The 17600-nt window shown below is 43.7% G+C and carries 17 protein-coding genes and 9 tRNA genes; 22 read left to right on the forward strand and 4 right to left on the reverse strand.

Annotated elements, in window-relative coordinates; genetic code table 11:
* The first annotated feature begins 4 nt into the window (after positions 1–4).
* From AB5N96_RS05705 to AB5N96_RS05780, 16 genes are all read left to right on the forward strand, one after another.
* Positions 5–1006 (forward strand): PP2C family protein-serine/threonine phosphatase, encoded by a 1002-nt coding sequence (locus tag AB5N96_RS05705; protein ID WP_204590651.1) that lies wholly within the window; start codon positions 5–7, stop codon positions 1004–1006.
* 69 nt (positions 1007–1075) lie between these two features.
* Positions 1076–1405 (forward strand): STAS domain-containing protein, encoded by a 330-nt coding sequence (locus tag AB5N96_RS05710; protein WP_204590652.1) that lies wholly within the window; start codon positions 1076–1078, stop codon positions 1403–1405.
* A gap of 2 nt (positions 1406–1407) precedes the next feature.
* A complete protein-coding gene (gene rsbW / locus AB5N96_RS05715) occupies positions 1408–1878 on the forward strand; it encodes an anti-sigma B factor RsbW (protein ID WP_204590660.1) in 471 nt (156 codons plus the stop codon).
* Positions 1856–2641, forward strand: a complete 786-nt coding sequence (gene sigB, locus AB5N96_RS05720; protein WP_204590653.1) for an RNA polymerase sigma factor SigB — start codon at positions 1856–1858, stop codon at positions 2639–2641. The genes rsbW and sigB overlap by 23 nt, the downstream gene beginning before the upstream one ends.
* A complete protein-coding gene (locus AB5N96_RS05725) occupies positions 2638–3249 on the forward strand; it encodes a PP2C family serine/threonine-protein phosphatase (protein ID WP_499704907.1) in 612 nt (203 codons plus the stop codon). Before sigB ends, AB5N96_RS05725 begins: the two co-directional genes overlap by 4 nt.
* 86 nt (positions 3250–3335) lie before the next feature.
* Positions 3336–5474, forward strand: coding sequence for a Tex family protein (locus tag AB5N96_RS05730; RefSeq protein ID WP_499704908.1), 2139 nt, complete (start codon positions 3336–3338; stop codon positions 5472–5474).
* Between the two features lie 207 nt (positions 5475–5681).
* A complete protein-coding gene (locus AB5N96_RS05735) occupies positions 5682–6149 on the forward strand; it encodes a SprT family protein (RefSeq protein ID WP_204590655.1) in 468 nt (155 codons plus the stop codon).
* 88 nt (positions 6150–6237) lie between these two features.
* Positions 6238–6313, forward strand: a tRNA-Asn gene (locus tag AB5N96_RS05740).
* A 5-nt stretch (positions 6314–6318) separates the two neighbouring features.
* A tRNA-Glu gene (locus AB5N96_RS05745) sits at positions 6319–6390 on the forward strand.
* A gap of 27 nt (positions 6391–6417) precedes the next feature.
* Positions 6418–6493: transfer RNA gene (locus AB5N96_RS05750), tRNA-Asp, on the forward strand.
* Between the two features lie 53 nt (positions 6494–6546).
* Positions 6547–6622, forward strand: a tRNA-Phe gene (locus AB5N96_RS05755).
* 3 nt (positions 6623–6625) lie between these two features.
* Positions 6626–6699, forward strand: a tRNA-Gly gene (locus tag AB5N96_RS05760).
* 3 nt (positions 6700–6702) lie between these two features.
* Positions 6703–6779, forward strand: a tRNA-Ile gene (locus AB5N96_RS05765).
* A 5-nt stretch (positions 6780–6784) separates the two neighbouring features.
* Positions 6785–6860, forward strand: a tRNA-Asn gene (locus AB5N96_RS05770).
* Between the two features lie 5 nt (positions 6861–6865).
* Positions 6866–6956, forward strand: a tRNA-Ser gene (locus AB5N96_RS05775).
* Between the two features lie 9 nt (positions 6957–6965).
* Positions 6966–7037: transfer RNA gene (locus AB5N96_RS05780), tRNA-Glu, on the forward strand.
* A 123-nt stretch (positions 7038–7160) separates the two neighbouring features.
* On the opposite strand, the gene AB5N96_RS05785 is transcribed toward AB5N96_RS05780, so the two are convergent.
* Complete coding sequence (locus AB5N96_RS05785; RefSeq protein ID WP_499704909.1) at positions 7161–8435, reverse strand: ammonium transporter; 1275 nt, start codon at positions 8433–8435, stop codon at positions 7161–7163.
* Positions 8436–8447: 12 nt separating this feature from the next.
* Positions 8448–8789: a P-II family nitrogen regulator gene (locus AB5N96_RS05790; protein WP_499704910.1), complete on the reverse strand. Its 342-nt coding sequence runs from the start codon at positions 8787–8789 to the stop codon at positions 8448–8450.
* A gap of 197 nt (positions 8790–8986) precedes the next feature.
* Between AB5N96_RS05790 and AB5N96_RS05795 the strand changes: the two genes are divergently transcribed.
* The 5 genes from AB5N96_RS05795 to menE are packed head-to-tail and all read left to right on the forward strand — an operon-like array spanning position 8987 to position 15101.
* The gene (locus tag AB5N96_RS05795) at positions 8987–10348 is read left to right on the forward strand and encodes an isochorismate synthase (RefSeq protein WP_204590525.1); all 1362 of its coding nucleotides are present in this window, start codon (positions 8987–8989) and stop codon (positions 10346–10348) included.
* Positions 10338–12047 carry a 2-succinyl-5-enolpyruvyl-6-hydroxy-3-cyclohexene-1-carboxylic-acid synthase gene (gene menD, locus AB5N96_RS05800; RefSeq protein ID WP_499704911.1) on the forward strand — a complete coding sequence of 570 codons (1710 nt, stop codon included), beginning with the start codon at positions 10338–10340 and terminating at the stop codon, positions 12045–12047. Before AB5N96_RS05795 ends, menD begins: the two co-directional genes overlap by 11 nt.
* Positions 12040–12804 (forward strand): 2-succinyl-6-hydroxy-2,4-cyclohexadiene-1-carboxylate synthase, encoded by a 765-nt coding sequence (gene menH, locus AB5N96_RS05805; RefSeq protein ID WP_499704912.1) that lies wholly within the window; start codon positions 12040–12042, stop codon positions 12802–12804. The genes menD and menH overlap by 8 nt, the downstream gene beginning before the upstream one ends.
* A gap of 13 nt (positions 12805–12817) precedes the next feature.
* Entirely contained in the window at positions 12818–13636 is an 819-nt protein-coding gene (gene menB, locus AB5N96_RS05810) for a 1,4-dihydroxy-2-naphthoyl-CoA synthase (RefSeq protein WP_204590522.1), read from the forward strand.
* 58 nt (positions 13637–13694) lie between these two features.
* Positions 13695–15101, forward strand: coding sequence for an o-succinylbenzoate--CoA ligase (menE, locus tag AB5N96_RS05815; RefSeq protein ID WP_499704913.1), 1407 nt, complete (start codon positions 13695–13697; stop codon positions 15099–15101).
* 441 nt (positions 15102–15542) lie between these two features.
* Here menE and AB5N96_RS05820 read toward each other — a convergent pair whose 3' ends face one another.
* Together AB5N96_RS05820 and yidD are read right to left on the reverse strand one after the other, a co-directional pair.
* Positions 15543–16604, reverse strand: a complete 1062-nt coding sequence (locus AB5N96_RS05820) for a metal ABC transporter solute-binding protein, Zn/Mn family (RefSeq protein ID WP_499704914.1) — start codon at positions 16602–16604, stop codon at positions 15543–15545.
* 89 nt (positions 16605–16693) lie between these two features.
* The gene (gene yidD / locus AB5N96_RS05825) at positions 16694–16924 is read right to left on the reverse strand and encodes a membrane protein insertion efficiency factor YidD (protein ID WP_204590519.1); all 231 of its coding nucleotides are present in this window, start codon (positions 16922–16924) and stop codon (positions 16694–16696) included.
* Positions 16925–17006: 82 nt separating this feature from the next.
* Between yidD and AB5N96_RS05830 the strand changes: the two genes are divergently transcribed.
* Positions 17007–17456, forward strand: a complete 450-nt coding sequence (locus AB5N96_RS05830; protein ID WP_204590518.1) for a Dps family protein — start codon at positions 17007–17009, stop codon at positions 17454–17456.
* Positions 17457–17600: the final 144 nt, after the last annotated feature.

Here is a 17600-nt window from a genome sequence, read left to right on the forward strand (position 1 = left end):
TCGAATGCCTCAAGAAGTTGAAAGGCAATACAAAGCGATTTTGCGAAACTATTTAGAACAGCAAAATGAGCTGAACCTCTATGAGGGGCAAACGTTCAGTAAACAGCTGATTCAAAAGAATATTTCTCCGGAAGAGATGATTGGCATACATAGAGCGGCGCTCGAAGAAGTTGTTTCTGAGGTCCCGGAGAAAATTGAGCATTCCTTCGATTTATTAATCGAAGTGATGATTCGCTATGGCTTGGCATTACATGAACACCAAAATTTAATACAAAAACAAGAGAACTTCCGTATAGAAATGGATTTAGCTACAAATGTTCAAAAAACACTGCTTAAGACGACTGTTCCACAAGTCGATGGATTAGACATTGGTATGCTATCGGTCCCAGCAAAAGAGATGAATGGAGACTATGTACACTTTTTGGCAGACTCACAAGCAGTGGGAATTGGTATTGCAGATGTTATCGGTAAAGGGATTCCTGCTGCACTATGCATGTCCATGATCAAAAATGGAATGGACAGTGTCGACTCGGCTACCGTTGACCCTTCTATCGTGTTAGACGTCATTAACCGAATCGTCGAGAGAAGTGTAACAGACTCCATGTTCGTTTCCATGATGTACGGAAATTACGATACGACAACAAATACGTTCACATATGCTTCAGCTGGTCATGAACCTGCACTGCATTATTCTTTGGAAGAGGGGGCCTTTCACGAATTATTCGTAAAAGGTCTCCTTCTCGGTGTCTTGCCTCAAACGACTTATCACTCCCAGACGACGAAGTTAGAAGTTGGAGACTTTATCGTGATGATGACCGATGGAGTGACAGAGTGTCGTTCGAAAGAAGGGTTTATTGAGATAGAAAAAGTTATGTCCATTATTGAAGACGTCAAGTCAGAGTCGGCGCAAGAGATGGTGGAGTATGTATATCGCGAGTTGATTTTGTTACAAGATTTTGAACTTCGCGATGATTTTACGCTTGTGATTGTGAAAAGGACCGTTTGATATGTTTACTCCCTGACAGATGAGGGGTATAGAACGTTAAACTTATATACTAGACAAGGGGAAACGATTATGAATATTTCAGTAGACTTACAACGAGAAGATAACAAGGTTTTAGGTTTTATCGAAGGTGAGATAGATGCATTCACGGCACCAATGCTACGCGAAAAATTAGCTGAAATCACATTGGAAGATTCTAAAGAAATTGTACTCGACCTTTCAGAGGTCTCTTATATGGACTCGACAGGTCTTGGCGTATTTGTAGGATTTTTTAAGAATGTAAAAGCAGAGAATGCGAAATTGAAATTAACTGGTTTGTCTTCACGACTCAAGCGTTTATTTGACATCACAGGTCTTGGAGAAATTATGGACATAGAATCATCAACAGGAGAGGTGAAGTGAAGATGAAGCCATTTGATTACGTAGAAATACGTGTACCCGCAAAGACACAATTCGTCAGTGTGGCTCGTCTTACGATATCAGGTTTAGCCAACCGTTTAGGATTTTCGTACGATGACATTGAAGACGTGAAAATTGCAGCCTCGGAAGCTATTACAAACGCAGTGCAACATGCCTATCAAGAAAACGAAGAAGGCGAAGTCGTTATTGGATGTGCTCTATACGAGGGGAAAATGGAAATCATGGTTGCAGATCATGGAAAGAGCTTTGACTTCCAAGAAACTCGCGCGAAATTAGGGCCTTACTCAGACACGGAGGAAGTATCTTTTATGCGTGAAGGAGGCCTTGGTCTTTACCTAATTGAAACGCTCATGGATGAAGTGAAAGTTCATCATCAAGAGGGCGTGACGATCTTTATGACGAAAAACGTCGGATCTGAGCAGGTGAACGGCAATGTCGAAAACGTCTCATCATAATCAAGCTTCTAAAGAACAAGTGATGGACTGGTTAAAAGACTATCAAGCCACGCAGTCTGAAGAATCCCAAACTCAGCTTGTTCTACATTATCAACGCTTAGTTGAATCAATTGCACGAAAGTATTCAAACGGTAAGTCTCATCATGAAGATATTGCGCAAGTAGGTATGCTTGGGTTATTGGGTGCGATGAAACGATATGATGAAAATTTCGGTCGCAGCTTTGAAGCCTTTGCCGTACCTACTATTATTGGTGAAATCAAACGGTTTTTGCGTGATAAGACGTGGGCTGTTCATGTACCACGACGTATCAAAGAATTAGGACCTCGTATCCGCTCAGCTGCTGAAGAACTAACTACGCAACTCCAACGTTCTCCGCAAGTATATGAAATCGCGGAGTATCTAGAGGTAGATGTAGAAGATGTTCTAGAAGCAATGGAGATGGGCAAGAGCTACCAAGCCCTTTCAATGGACCATTCTTTAGAAGCAGATTCAGAGGGAAGTACGATTACATTGTTTGATGTGATTGGCCAAGAAGATGGCGAGTTTGAAAAGACAGATCAACGAATGCTCGTTGCAAATGCACTCCAATACCTATCCGATCGTGAAAAAGAAGTGATTCAGCTTACATACATTGAGCAGCTTAGCCAAAAAGATGCTGGTGAACGCCTGGGTATTTCGCAAATGCATGTTTCCCGTATCCAGCGTAAAGCTATCAAAAAGCTGCAGGACGCTATTCTATCAGCAGGTGGAATGGACGAGTGAAGCAAATTGATTCACAAGTGATGCATGTCCGCGTATATAATGAAGCGAAAGATGGGAATCGTCTCTCAGGGGACACATATTATATCGCGGAATATCCGAATTTCTTTTTATGTGCAATCGCAGACGGCTTAGGAAATGGGCCGGTAGCTAAGGAGTCAGCAGATGTGATACCAGAGATTCTTGCCGAATATGGCGAAGAATCTATCGACTCGTTAATGGAACGTTGCAATAATGAAATGATTTATAAGCGTGGTGCTGCGGTCGCTTTAGTAAAAGTCGATTACACGGCCAGAACACTTTCATATAGTTGCGTTGGAAACGTCAAATTTTATATGTATCAAAAAAAGTTTGATAAAATGATCTATCCGCTTCCGGTCATGGGGTATTTATCTGGTAGAAAACAATCACTACGGACTCAAACATATCCCGTCTACCCAGGCGATACTTTCCTACTGCATTCAGATGGGGTCGACATCCGTAATCCTAAAGAAATAATTCGTTCTGCACGCTCAGCTGACCATTTATACGAGCGTGTAATGACAGATATGAAGTTTGGCGACGATGCAACATTTATCGCCGGACGGCTACTTTTTCATGAAGAGGTATAGAACCTTCTGCATTTGCAGGAGGTTTTTTTGTTTGGTTCTTTCTATGGTATTCTAGGAAAGTAGTTCACTAAAAAGGACGTGACAAAATGAAAATTCATGAACAAATCGCGAAAGAACTTCAGATAAAAGCTTCTCAAGTCAGTCAAGTCATTGCGCTACTTGAAGATGCCAAAACAGTTCCGTTCATTGCACGCTATCGAAAAGAGCAGACGGGTTCTTTAGATGAAGTGCAGATTAAAGCAATTGATGACCGCTTTGCCTATATGAATCAATTGGCTGATCGAAAGGAAGAAGTGCTACGTGTCATAGAAGAACAGGGGAAGTTGACGCAAGAACTTCGAAAACAAATTGAAGAAGCAACCGTCTTACAACGAGTAGAAGATTATTACCGTCCTTATAAACAAAAGAAGCGCACGAAAGCGACAATTGCCAAAGAACTTGGTCTCGAACCGCTCGCTACGGAGGTTTTAAAATGGCCGTCGACTACTCCTGAAAAACTAGCAGGTCCTTATGTCAAAGGGGATATAGAAACTATAGAGCAAGCTTTACAGGGAGCATCCGATATTATTGCTGAAATGATTTCGGATGATCCGGACGTTCGATCCACTTTACGCGCTTTCTACAAGCGACAGGCAAAAATAACAACAAAACTTAAAAAGGGTGCCGTCGATGAAAAAGCTGTATTCGAAATGTACTATGAGTATTCAGAAGCGGTGTCGAAAATCGTTCCACACAGAACACTCGCTATAAATCGCGGAGAAAAAGAAGACGTGTTACGTGTCGCTATCGAAGTAGATGTGGATCAAGCTGTCGCAAAAATCGGCAGTCGGTGGACACCGCCAACAAGTCATCCACTTTTCTCCTATACGCAAACTATCCTTTTAGATGCATGGAAGCGATTGATTCATCCCGCACTTGAGCGAGAAATACGAAGTGAATTAACAGAAGTGGCAGAAGCACAAGCAATCCATATCTTTGCTGAAAATCTAAAGAGTCTATTACTACAACCACCGATAAAAGGAAAAGTAGTGTTAGGTGTTGACCCAGCATTTCGAACAGGTTGTAAGTTGGCAATCATCGATGAAAACGGCAAAGTGCTCAAAATTGATGCCATCTATCCACATGCACCGATGAATAAAGTGAAAGAAGCACAGGACAAGATTATCCGTCTGTTGAAAGACTTCCCAATCTCCTTGATTGCAATTGGCAATGGGACGGCTTCACGTGAAACCGAACAGTTCATCGCAGAATGCCTTCGCATTTCCGGAAGTGATGCGGCTTATGTGATTGTCAATGAAGCGGGTGCCTCTGTCTATTCAGCATCTGAGACGGCTCGTCAGGAATTCCCTGAACTGCAAGTGGAACAACGTAGTGCGGTATCCATTGCGCGTCGACTGCAAGATCCTTTGTCAGAGCTCGTGAAAATTGAACCAAAAGCGGTTGGTGTCGGCCAATACCAACACGATGTGACGCAAAAGAAGCTGGCAGAATCCTTGCACTTTGTAGTAGAAACTGCGGTAAACCAAGTCGGAGTTGATGTAAATACAGCCTCTTCCTCACTTTTGCAATACGTTGCAGGACTATCCAAAGCAGTGGCTGAGAATGTAGTGGCTCTTCGGAACGAAACGGGAACATTTACGTCTCGTACACAACTGAAGAAAGTTCCGCGACTTGGCGCAAAGACTTATGAGCAAGCAATCGGATTCTTACGCGTACCTGAAGCAAAAAATCCGCTCGATAAAACAGCTATCCACCCTGAAAGTTACTCGGCAGCTGAGCAAATAATCAAGCAAGCGGGACTCACTTTAAAACAAATCGGAACTCCAGAAGCCCAACAAGCACTTGATGCAATTGTCTATTCCGAAGAGTTAGGAGTAGGGAAAGAAACATTTAAAGATATTGTGGATGCTTTAAAACGTCCGCAGCGTGATCCGCGAGACGCCTATCCTCAGCCTCTTCTCAAGACAGACATTTTGAAGCTTGAGGATTTGAAGCCAGGTATGGAACTTCAAGGCACTGTTCGAAATGTTGTGGATTTTGGAGCATTTGTTGACATAGGTGTAAAACAAGATGGTCTTGTCCACATTTCGAAATTAAAAAAAGGCTTCGTGCGACACCCGCTTGAAGTGGTTTCGCTAGGAGATATTGTTACGGTTTGGATTGAGGATGTGTCTATTGAAAAAGGAAGGGTCGCACTGACCATGGTTTCTCCAGAGAAGAACTAATTGTTAAAAGGCATGGATAAGACTTGGAAATAATCTCTGGTGTGGTTAGGGGAAGCGTTCCGCGGGCGCGGGCTGAGCCAAGGTCTCAGCTTCCGCTTTTGATCCCGCTGGAGTCACCCCTACCCACTTTCTATATATAGCAATTTAACATTATTTCTTTAGAAATCAGTTGTTTCCAAGCCTTATATTAAAAAAGGAGCACAAAACGTGACTGATGAACAATTACAAGTTTTAGTTGAACAGCTTTCTTTAAATTATTTTTATAAACCTTTTCGTCATACCGCTCGCTTTAATTCAAGACTCCGAACCACAGGAGGGCGCTACCTATTAATTTCTCACGACATTGAAATTAATCCACGCTATGTAAGTCACGGAAGTCTGGAGGAAGTGGAGGGGATTATCAAACACGAATTGGTTCATTACCATTTACATTTGGAAGGAAGAGGTTATAAACATGGTGATCAGGAGTTTAAACAACTATTAAAAGAAGTAGGGGCTCCTCGTTTCTGTCGAGCAATCTCGGACACAAAACAAAAGAAGAGACCTCACATACACCTGTATCGATGTCTAAAATGCAGTCAGAATTATAGTCGGAAAATTCGAATGAATACCGATAAATACAGGTGTAGCAAGTGTTCTGGTCGGTTGGAATACAGCGGAATAAAAAAACTATAAAAATATAGAGAAAAACTGTTGACCTTTTTATAAGGTGTATCTATAATAATAAAAGTCAGCTGATGACGCAGCAACAAAACAACAACATTCCGAAGTAGCTCAGTTGGTAGAGCATCCGGCTGTTAACCGGCAGGTCGCAGGTTCGAGTCCTGCCTTCGGAGCCATTCATGGCCCCTTGGTCAAGCGGTTAAGACACCGCCCTTTCACGGCGGTAACACGGGTTCGAATCCCGTAGGGGTCATTTTTCTTTTGCTTTTATACATAATGTGGTCCCGTGGTGTAGCGGTTAACATGCCTGCCTGTCACGCAGGAGATCGCGGGTTCGATTCCCGTCGGGACCGCCATTTTTTAATAAGTAGATTTTACATAAGCCATATCGCTTACATAAAATCTTGTTGGCTCAGTAGCTCAGTTGGTAGAGCAAAGGACTGAAAATCCTTGTGTCGGCGGTTCGATTCCGTCCTGAGCCACCATTTGCGGGTGTAGTTTAGTGGTAAAACCCCAGCCTTCCAAGCTGGTGATGAGGGTTCGATTCCCTTCACCCGCTCCAAATGGGCCTATAGCTCAGCTGGTTAGAGCGCACGCCTGATAAGCGTGAGGTCGATGGTTCGAGTCCATTTAGGCCCACCATGTATTCCGAAGTAGCTCAGTTGGTAGAGCATCCGGCTGTTAACCGGCAGGTCGCAGGTTCGAGTCCTGCCTTCGGAGCCATTGATGGGGAAGTACTCAAGTGGCTGAAGAGGCGCCCCTGCTAAGGGTGTAGGTCGGGCAACCGGCGCGAGGGTTCAAATCCCTCCTTCTCCGCCATCATGCATTGGCCCCTTGGTCAAGCGGTTAAGACACCGCCCTTTCACGGCGGTAACACGGGTTCGAATCCCGTAGGGGTCATCGCAAAAAGCACATTCTTCTTTAATGAAGGATGTGCTTTTTATTTGTAATAAAGCGATACATTTTAAAGCCAGTAGAAGCTCTGATAGAATCAGAGTCTCTACTGGCTTTTTGTAAATTAAATCAGGAATAAGATTTACCTAACTCTGTTAAGCGCTGTGCGAATGGTTCAGTACGATCAAATGCTGCGCCGTAAGTTTCTCGCACTTCATAAGCACTAGTGCCATGTTCTACATAATCCAGACCTGTAACTTCTTCTTCCTCAGATACACGGATTCCGCTAATGGCCTTCGTCACTAAAACAACTCCTGCCGTTGATACGGATACCCAAGCGATTACCGCAATGATACCAACAGCTTGAACAGCGAGTAAAGAAACACTTCCGGTTGTAAAGAGGCCCGATGCTGTATCGAACAGTCCTACTGCAAGCGTTCCCCATACACCAATAATTCCGTGAACTGTAATTGCACCGACTGGATCGTCTACGCGAAGTTTTGCATCCAGTAGTCGAATTCCCTCTGTCATTACAATTCCTGCAATAAAACCAATTATTATCGCAGAAGGGAGGCTCACATTAGCTGCTCCTGCAGTGATTCCCACAAGTCCACTTAATGCTCCATTCAGAGTAAGTGAAGCATCGATTTGACCGTAGCGGAGTTTCGTGTATAGTGCAGTTGAGACGACACCTGCTGATGCAGCCAGTAATGTATTTGTGATAATTGAAGGGACTACAGCAGGATCTGCCGCTAAAGTACTTGCTCCATTGAATCCAAACCAACCCAACCATAGAATGAATACACCTAATGCGCCAAGAGGAATACTATGACCTGGGATGACATTTACTTTTTTCCCTGTGTATTTACCAATACGTGGGCCTAAAATTGCCGCTGCAACAAGAGCTCCAGTAGCACCGGTCAAGTGGACAACTGTTGAGCCTGCAAAATCTATAAAACCTAATTGTGCAAGCCAACCACCAGACCAAATCCAGTGGCCAACAACTGGGTAAATAACGGTAACCATTGCAATGGTTAGAACAAAGTAAGCAGATAGTTTCATGCGTTCAGCAACAGCCCCTGAAATGATTGTTGCTGCAGTGGCAGCGAATACGGCTTGGAAGACGAAGAATGCAATATCATCGACTCCTGTAAGTGCAAATCCACTCGTCCCAATCAAACCATTGAATGAATCACCGAACATGAGTGCATAGCCTACTACAAAATAGAGAAGAGAAGCAATAGAGACGGTAATAAAGTTTTTCATGAGTATGTTTACAGTGTTCTTTGATCGAGTAAAACCAGATTCGACCATTGCAAATCCAGCATGCATGAAGAAAACAAGTATTGTACCGAGCATGATCCACAGCATATTAATAGATGATTGTAAAAGTTCAGGTGTCATAAGATTTCCTCCTTAGTGGACCGCAACGGCGCCCGTCTCTTTTGTGCGAATACGAATTGCTTCTTCAACTGGGTAAATAAATAGCTTTCCATCTCCAACCTTACCGGTAGAGGCATGTTCGACGATTAACTCAATCAGAGATTGTACCTCGGAGTCATCGACAACCATTTCAAGTTTCAATTTAGTATGAAACTCCATCTCATATTTATTGCCTCGGAACAGACCTGTACGACCCTCTTGTTTTCCAATCCCAGCTACCTCACTCACGCTAAATCCATCAATCCCGTGTAAAGCTAGTGCTTGTCGAATCTGTGGGAAGACATCTGGTCGAACAATTGCCTCTATCTTTTTCATACTTGCACCTCCAATGTTAGAATATATAACATCATAAAATTATTTTTCTGAAAAATCAAGCATTATTTTTAAAATGATGTAAAGAAAGTTGACATGAAGTATTTTTCAGGGAGTTTTCGAGTCTAAAGTGTGCGAGCAAATCCGGAAAAGAGTAAAATGAAGATAGTGTGAAGTGTAAAGTCACGGAGGTTTAAACAATGTCAAAACAAGTAGGCTCTCTAACAGGTACTGAGTTTCTCTATACAGAGACGATTGATACAGAAGGAATTTCTCCTATTGCATTTTTTGAAGCTGGGGACCGACACTACCAAGGTCAGCGCTTCTTTTGGCAAAATCGAGAGAAAACCCATACGATTGTTGGGATTGGTCATGCAATCGTATTAAAAGCAACGGGTGATGATAGAGTTGAGGTCATTCAAACGGAATGGAACCGAATAAAGCAATTAGTGGTGAAAGAGCAATTAGACCAAGCACCTTTATTATTTGGAGGGTTTTCATTTGATGCAAAACATCCAGGAAGTGATGAATGGCGTAAGTTTTCATCTTCCTATTTTGTAGTTCCAGAATTTCAATTAGAAATAAAAAATGAATCCACGAAACTCTCCATCAATAGTTTAGTAGAGCGCTCCGATCAGAGTGCTCGTTTTGATGAACTTCGAAAAGAGAGAGACCGTCTTCTTCATGTTGCACAGGTGCAAGAGCGACCACTGTTCGAAAAGGCTGTGGTTATCGAAAAGACGGAGAGGAACGTTCCGGATTATTTGGCTGCTGTGCGCGCGGTAAAAAAAGAAATCACTCGTGGAGAAGTAGACAAAGTCGTAATTTCACGATCGATTGAATTAGATTTTGAGGAACCGGTTTCAACAGGTTCTGCTCTTTACTATGCGCTTCAAGAGCAGCCGGAGAGCTATATCTTTGTCTTAGAAAACGGCGCATCTGCTTTTGTTGGTGCAACACCTGAACGCTTGATTCGTAAAGAGCATGGGATGATTTTTTCAGCTGGAGTGGCTGGTTCTGTTCGTCGCGGAAAAGACGTGGGGGAAGATCAACGTTTAGGAAATGCTTTACTCGCAGATGAGAAAAATCGCGAGGAACATGACTTCGTCGTCTCTATGATTCGCACGGTCATTGAACCGATTTGTACAGATCTGCAAATCCCGCAACAACCTAAGCTTTTAAAAATTCGTGACATCCAGCATTTGTTTTCACCTATTCAGGGCACAGCAAAAAAAGATGCCGATATGTTTTCATTTGTGAAAGCTTTGCATCCGACTCCAGCATTAGGTGGAACACCACGCAAACGAGCTGTTGAACTTATTCGAGAGCTTGAACAGATGGATCGTGGGTATTATGCGGCTCCAATTGGTTTTGTAGATGCAAATGACAATGGAGAATTTGCGGTGGGTATACGATCGGCGCTCCTGCGAGGTGGTAAAGCGCTGTTATATGCAGGAGGTGGAATTGTCTCAGAATCAGAACCACTTGCTGAACTCGAAGAGACAAATGTTAAGTTCCGGCCGATGCTTCGTGTTTTAGGGGGCAACCGTCATGAATTATAAGCAGAATCTCACGGCTTACGTTCGCGCTATACTTTCAGGACTGAAAGACTATGGCGTTTCTGAAGTTGTTATAAGTCCTGGTTCACGTTCAACGCCACTCGCTTATGGAGTTGTGTCGGACCAAGATTTTTCGGCATCTATTCAAGTAGATGAGCGTTCGGCAGCATTTTATGCTCTTGGCCTTGCGAAAGCCTCAGGAAAGCCGGTTGCTCTCATTTGTACATCGGGTTCAGCAGCTGCTAACTATTTCCCTGCAATTGTCGAGGCGTATTATGCGCGTATTCCATTAATCGTGTTAACGGCAGATCGCCCACATGAACTGCGCGAAGTCGGTGCGCCACAAACCATCGATCAGGTGAAAATGTATGGCACGCATGTTAAATGGGCAATAGATTATCCGGTTGTGGATTCATTCGAGGGCACAACGCCTTTTGTATATAGTCAAACAACACGTGCAGTCCTGGAGTCTTGCACGAATCCAAGAGGCCCCGTTCATTTAAATATTCCATTCCGTGAACCGTTGCTCCTTGATTTTGAGATGGAGATTCCAGCGAAACGAGAAAAGATGCTCGATTCGACACAATCGGTTTTATCTGAGCAGATGCGCAGTCAACTAACTACGATAGTTGAGCAAGCGAAATCTGGAATTGTAATCGTTGGAGAACTTGCTCTTTCAAAAGTGAGCATGGTTGAGGATTATTTGGCAGATCTTGGCTGGCCGGTTTTATGCGACCCTTTATCGAATTTACGGTCGTCAAAGCACCCGAAATTAAAGTCTCTTATTATCGAAAACTATGATGCTTTATTAAAAAATGACATGAGTTACGAGAGACTTTCACCAGACGTCGTTATTCGCATTGGTCCACAGCCAGTCTCTAAATTTCTCGGCATCTTCTTAAAAACTTCGAAGCCAACAAGCTTTATAGTGGTAGACGAGGCAGCTCGCTTTCGAGACCCACTTGGACTTGCGACAGAAACGGTCGTGGGAGGTATAGAAGCTTTAGTAGGTATTCAAACAGCTCGATCATCTCATCATAAGAGCTTGGCCATCTGGCAGGCGAACAACGTCGTAGCTAGAGAACTCGTGCATGCTTATCGTGAGGTCGAGCAAGATGAAGGGGCTTATATTGCCACAGTTTTTGATGCTCTTCCTGAAGATGCTGTTTTATTTGCAAGTAGTAGTATGCCGATACGCGATGTAGATACATTCCACACAGCAGATTCTAAAGGGATTTCAATCCTTGCAAACCGAGGGACGAATGGAATTGATGGAGTGGTCTCGACAGCACTCGGTGCTCAAAAAGCTCTAGAAAAGCCACTCTATTTGTTGATTGGGGATCTTGCGTTCTTGCACGATGCAAATGGTCTTTTATTGAGTCGCTATCAACATGTGGAAGCGACGATTATTGTGATGAACAATGATGGAGGAGGCATCTTCTCCTATCTGCCTCAAGCATCTGAACCGGAGTATTTTGAGAAATTGTTTGGCACTGGTTCTGGCGTGACATTTAAGCATCTCGCTGACATGTATTCTATTCCATATGTACTTGTGGAGTCTAAAGAGCAATTGAGTGAGCTCGTTTCGAAATCATCAACTGGTCTACGCATCCTTGAAGTGACTACGAATCGTCAAGCGAATACAAAAGCACACCGTAAACTGTGGAAACGTGTGAAGGAAAGTTGGACTCCGGATGTATAAAGTATGGAATCCTACTGGAACGAAAAAACTGGTCGTTCTGCACGGTTTCACGGGATCACCTCGTTCTTTTGAGCGCGTTGTGGAAATGTTGTCAGAAGATATTCATGTAATCGCGCCAACGCTTCCAGGGCACGGAGAGATCACCTATTCCTATGAAACGTTGGAAATGCATCACCAGATTAACTGGTTGGAGGATTTTCTTCAACAGCACAAGTTGAAAGAAGCTACAGTGCTCGGTTATTCAATGGGAGGGCGTCTAGCAATGGGGTATGCGCAGAAATTTCCTGTGAAGCAGCTGATTCTTGTCAGCAGTTCGCCAGGTATTGAGCTGCAAAACGATCGAGATGCGCGACATGAGGCCGACCAAAATCTTGCTGAGAAAATTCGTCAGAATGGATTGGACTGGTTTGTTTCTTACTGGGAGAACATTCCGTTGTTTGAAAGTCAAAAGCGCCTTCCTGTAGATGTTCAACAGATGGTGCGTTCAGAACGTTTGCAACATGATGCCGAGCAACTCGCTACCAGTTTGGAAGATTTTAGTACGGGGAATATGCCGAGCTACTGGAACGAGTTAGAAAGTTATCATCATCCAGTCCATATGGTTGTAGGAGAACTGGACACAAAGTTTGTGGAGATTGCTAAAAAAATGAGTGCGCGTTTACCGAATGCGACGTTACGCATTGTACCGAATGTCGGCCATGCGATTCAAGTGGAAAATCCGCAAATGTTTGGTACAATAATAGAGGATGTACTTTAAAGGAGGCAACACTATGACAAGAGAATGGCAATCGCTCCGTACATATGAAGATATCAAGTATGAGTTCTTCAACGGAATCGCAAAAATTACAATCAATCGTCCGGAAGTGCGCAATGCATTCCGCCCAAAAACTGTTCATGAATTAATCGATGCGTTTTCACGTGCGCGTGACAACAAAGATATCGGTGTCATCATTTTGACTGGTGAGGGTGAAAAAGCATTCTGTTCTGGTGGAGATCAATCTGTACGTGGCCATGGTGGTTACGTAGGAGACGACGAAATTCCACGTCTGAATGTACTTGATCTGCAACGCTTAATCCGTGTGATTCCAAAGCCAGTAGTGGCAATGGTAGCAGGATACGCAATTGGTGGCGGACACGTTTTACACGTTGTGTGTGACTTATCTATCGCAGCGGACAACGCTCGTTTCGGTCAGACGGGTCCACGTGTCGGTTCATTTGATGCAGGATACGGTTCTGGTTACCTTGCACGTATCGTTGGTCACAAGAAAGCGCGTGAAATCTGGTACTTATGCCGTCAATATGATGCGCAACAAGCACTTGATATGGGCTTAGTAAACACTGTTGTTCCTTATGCAGATCTTGAAGATGAGACAGTGAAATGGTGTGAAGAAATGCTTGAGATGTCTCCAACAGCTCTTCGTTTCTTGAAAGCAGCAATGAACGCTGACACAGATGGACTTGCAGGACTTCAACAAATGGCTGGAGACGCAACATTACTGTACTACACTACGGATGAGGCAAAAGAAGGCCGCGATGCATTTAAAGAAAAGCGTAAGCCGAACTTTGGTCAATTCCCACGATTCCCTTGATTTACTCGTAAGCTGTCCAACTGGGCAGCTTTTCTTTTTCTAGGAAAGGACTGGCAGTATGTACCCAAATCTTTTACGTAAACGTGTAGCTTTAACGCCTGATCGAATTGCTTTTGAAATGAATGGTACTTTGTATTCGTGGTCGGAAGTTTATAAGGAAGTAGAACGCATCGCACAGCGACTTCCTGGAAAGAGCGGCGACCGAGTGGCGTTTTGGGCGAAAAATAGTGAAAGCATGTACTTCTATATTCTCGCGGCGCTATTGAAAGAGTTTGAGATTGTTTTTTTCAATGATCGTTTGACGCAGGAGGAGTTTCTTTTTCAACAACTGGATTCAGAAGTGGTATGGACGGTCACTGATCAAAAAGAGCGTGCACTCCTTGAACATGTATTTTTATATGAAACTATTCTTGGAGACCGATTTGAGACTCTGGACCCGCAAGATATGTGGGCTGCGAACCGAACCATTTCGATCATGTATACTTCCGGGACGACCGGTCGCCCTAAGGGAGTGAGACAGACGCTTGAGAACCATATGACGAGTGCGCTCGGGTCTGCTTTAAATTTAGGGATCTTACCGGAAGATAAATGGCTCTGTGTAATGCCGCTTTATCATATCAGTGGGTTTTCAATGATCATGCGCTCACTCATTTACGGCTCGACTCTCGAGTTGCATGATAGATTCCGTCCAGAGAGCGTGATGAGAGCAATCCAAACGCGAGGAGTCACGCATCTTTCCGTAGTGACAACGATGTTGCAGCAACTTCTTGAAATCGTAGAAAATGAGCAGGAACCACTGCCTTCGACTTTTCGAGTTGCACTTGCAGGGGGAGGACCTGTTCCCGTTCCTTATCTTGAGAAAGCCCAGCTCTATGGATTCCCGGTTATCCAGACGTATGGTATGACAGAGACTTCTAGTCAGACATGTACGCTAGGAGCAGAGGACGCCATTCGAAAAGCTGGGTCAGCCGGAAGGCCATTGTTTTTTGCTGACGTTCGAATAGACGGGGAGAACGAAGGAGAAATTTGGGTGCGTGGTTCTCATGTGACACCTGGTTATATCGGAATGGCTTCTACTCAGCAGTCGACAACGGAAGACGGGTGGTTCAAAACTGGGGATATTGGTCGTATTGATGAAGAGGGTTACTTATACATTTTGGATCGCCGGTCAGATTTGATTGTTTCTGGTGGAGAAAACATTTATCCTGCAGAGGTAGAACAGGCATTACTGGCTCATCCGGATGTACTTGATGCAGGTGTTGTCGCGATGGACGATGCCAAGTGGGGGCAGGTACCTGTGGCATTTGTGCAAGTGAAAGACGGCTGCGAACCAGATCTGAAGACGTTCTTGTCAACAAGCCTTGCTTCTTACAAACAGCCGGTTCACTATTATTTTGTGGACGCGCTTCCTCGGAATGCTTCCAATAAGCTTGTGCGACGTGAACTGAAGGACCGGTTACTTTAGATGTGGAGCCGACTGTTCAGAAATTGTGCGAGATGACAGCGTGGACTGTGAAGCGCTTTTTGCTTCATGGGCCGCGATGGCTTCTTGCGGGATTTCTAGGAGGCGTAACTCGATTTCATGTAGATGTGGAGAACGCCGCTCAAGAAAAGTTGAGTTCCGCTACGGGGCTGCTTTCCGAGGGCGCTGCGTGAGCTTCCTCGTCGCAGGCTCCTGCGAGATCTCACGGCAGACTGGAATCCCACTGGAGTCAGCCCCTCCACTACACCCAACTTTAGTTTCGACAAGTGCGATGATGCGTCTTCAAAATCTTATTAAGGGGTGACAGGCACCAAATGGAAGTGGTTTCCAAATGGTGACAGGCACCAATTAATGACAATTTAAAAACCAGCTGCTTCTCTTAAAGATCTAGAGAAGCAACTGGTTTTTATTTTGGTAGTTAGCTTATTGCAAAGCTGTACGCAGTGTTTCGATATTTCGTTCCATTAATGAAATATAGTCTTCACCGTTGTCGATGTCTTCTTGAGTTAAAACACCTAAGTTATGAAGAGAAAGAGTTTCTGCTCCGACTTCATTGCGAATGATTTCAGTCAGCTTTGATGAAACATTTTGTTCTGTTAAGATATACTCAATTTCTTGTTCACGTGCTTGATCGACTAAAGAAGCCAACTCTTTTTGCGAAGGCTCGTCTTGCGTGCTGATACCAGCGACTGCGATTTGGTTAAGGCCATAGTCTTTTACCCAATATCCAAATGCTGCGTGAGATACAAAGAATGTATCGCGGGTAGCTTCAGAAACCATTTCTTCAAAAGAAGCATCTAAGGCAATTAACTCTTTTTCAAGTGCTGCAAAGTTTTCATTGAAGAATTCTTCGTTTTCAGGAGAAGCTTCAATCAATTCATCACGGACAGTTTTTGCTAGTTCAATGCTTAGTGTAGGAGAAATCCACACGTGTGGATCAAGTGGACCGTGGTCGTGTCCTTCGTGAGAATCTGCTGACTCATTATGGCCGTGTTCGTCTTCTGAGTGATCATCGTGTCCATGTTCTTCGTCGTGTCCATGCTTCTCTTCTTCAGAATGATCATGCCCGTCGTCTGTCGCATCTAAAAGCATATCATCCGAAATTGAATCCGCGAGTTCAACAATTTCTACTTGCTGATTTGCAAGAGTATCTTTTGCACTGCTAATAAATCCTTCTAATCCCAAACCGATAGCAAATAGACGATCTGCATCAGCATATTTGATCATGTCTTGCTGGGAAGGCTCAAAGGTATGTTCGTCAGCGCCGGGTGGATATACAGATTCTACTGTTACAAATTCTCCGCCGATTCTTTCTGAGAAGTATTCCAGTGGATAAACAGTAGTATAGATGGAAAGTGTATCCACCTGTTCTGCTGATTCTGCAGGTTGTGTTTCAGGTGTTTCAGTTTCTGGTTGTGTTTCTGAAGAACAAGCGGCAAGTGTTAAAGCGGAAGCAGCAAATAGGGGCAAAGCATATTTTTTCATAATTTCCTCCAAATAGTAATGATTACGTTTTATAAATGACTTTCTAATCATACAAGCTGCATAAAAAAAATGCAACAAAAAACCACCAATTACTTTTTTGGTGGCCATTCGTCAGGAACAGGGTCTAATCCGCCTTCATGAAAAGGATGACATTTTGATATACGGCGTACTGTTAAAAATCCGCCTTTCAGTGCGCCATGTTTTTGGATGGCTTCTACACCGTAATGGGAACAGGTCGGGTAAAAGCGACAGCTTGGTGGAGTCAGGGGAGAGATAGCTTTTTGGTAAAAGCGAATAATCGCTATAAAAATTTGTTTCACATCAGTTCACCTCATGATGTTTAGTTTACTCCATAAGATGGGAATATGAATAGTAGACCGACTTAAAAGGAGAGATGTTTTTATGTCAGCAGCTTTAAACAAAGAACTGAACAAACAAGTAGCCACATGGTCCGTCATGTACACGAAGTTACATAATTACCATTGGTATGTAAAGGGACCAACTTTCTTCACACTCCACGCGAAGTTTGAAGAACTCTACAACGAAGCGACACTGCATATGGATGAGATTGCAGAGCGTCTCCTTACGTTAGGTGGAAAACCAACGGCAACACTAAAAGAGCACCTTGAACTTTCAGTAGTTAAGGAAGCAACAGGCAAAGAATCAACTGAGCAAATGGTTGGGACCATCGTCAAAGACTTTGACACGATTATGAAATCGTTGAAAAAAGGAATGGACGAAGCAGCGAAAGACGAAGATGATATGACTGAAGATCTGCTAAACGCCATCTATCAAAGTATCGAAAAACACCAGTGGATGCTCAACGCATTCCTTGGGGACACAAACGAATAGTAGTTGTAGTTGTAGTTGTAGTTGTTAAAAACTGTTTCAATGTTTAATTTTGTGTAGGGGTGACTCCAGCGGGATTAAAAGCGGAAGCTGAGACCTTGGCTCAGCCCGCGCCCGCGGAACGCTTCCCCTACACAACAACACAAA

This window comes from Chryseomicrobium imtechense, from assembly GCF_041475995.1.
In the GTDB taxonomy this organism is placed as follows: domain Bacteria; phylum Bacillota; class Bacilli; order Bacillales_A; family Planococcaceae; genus Chryseomicrobium; species Chryseomicrobium aureum.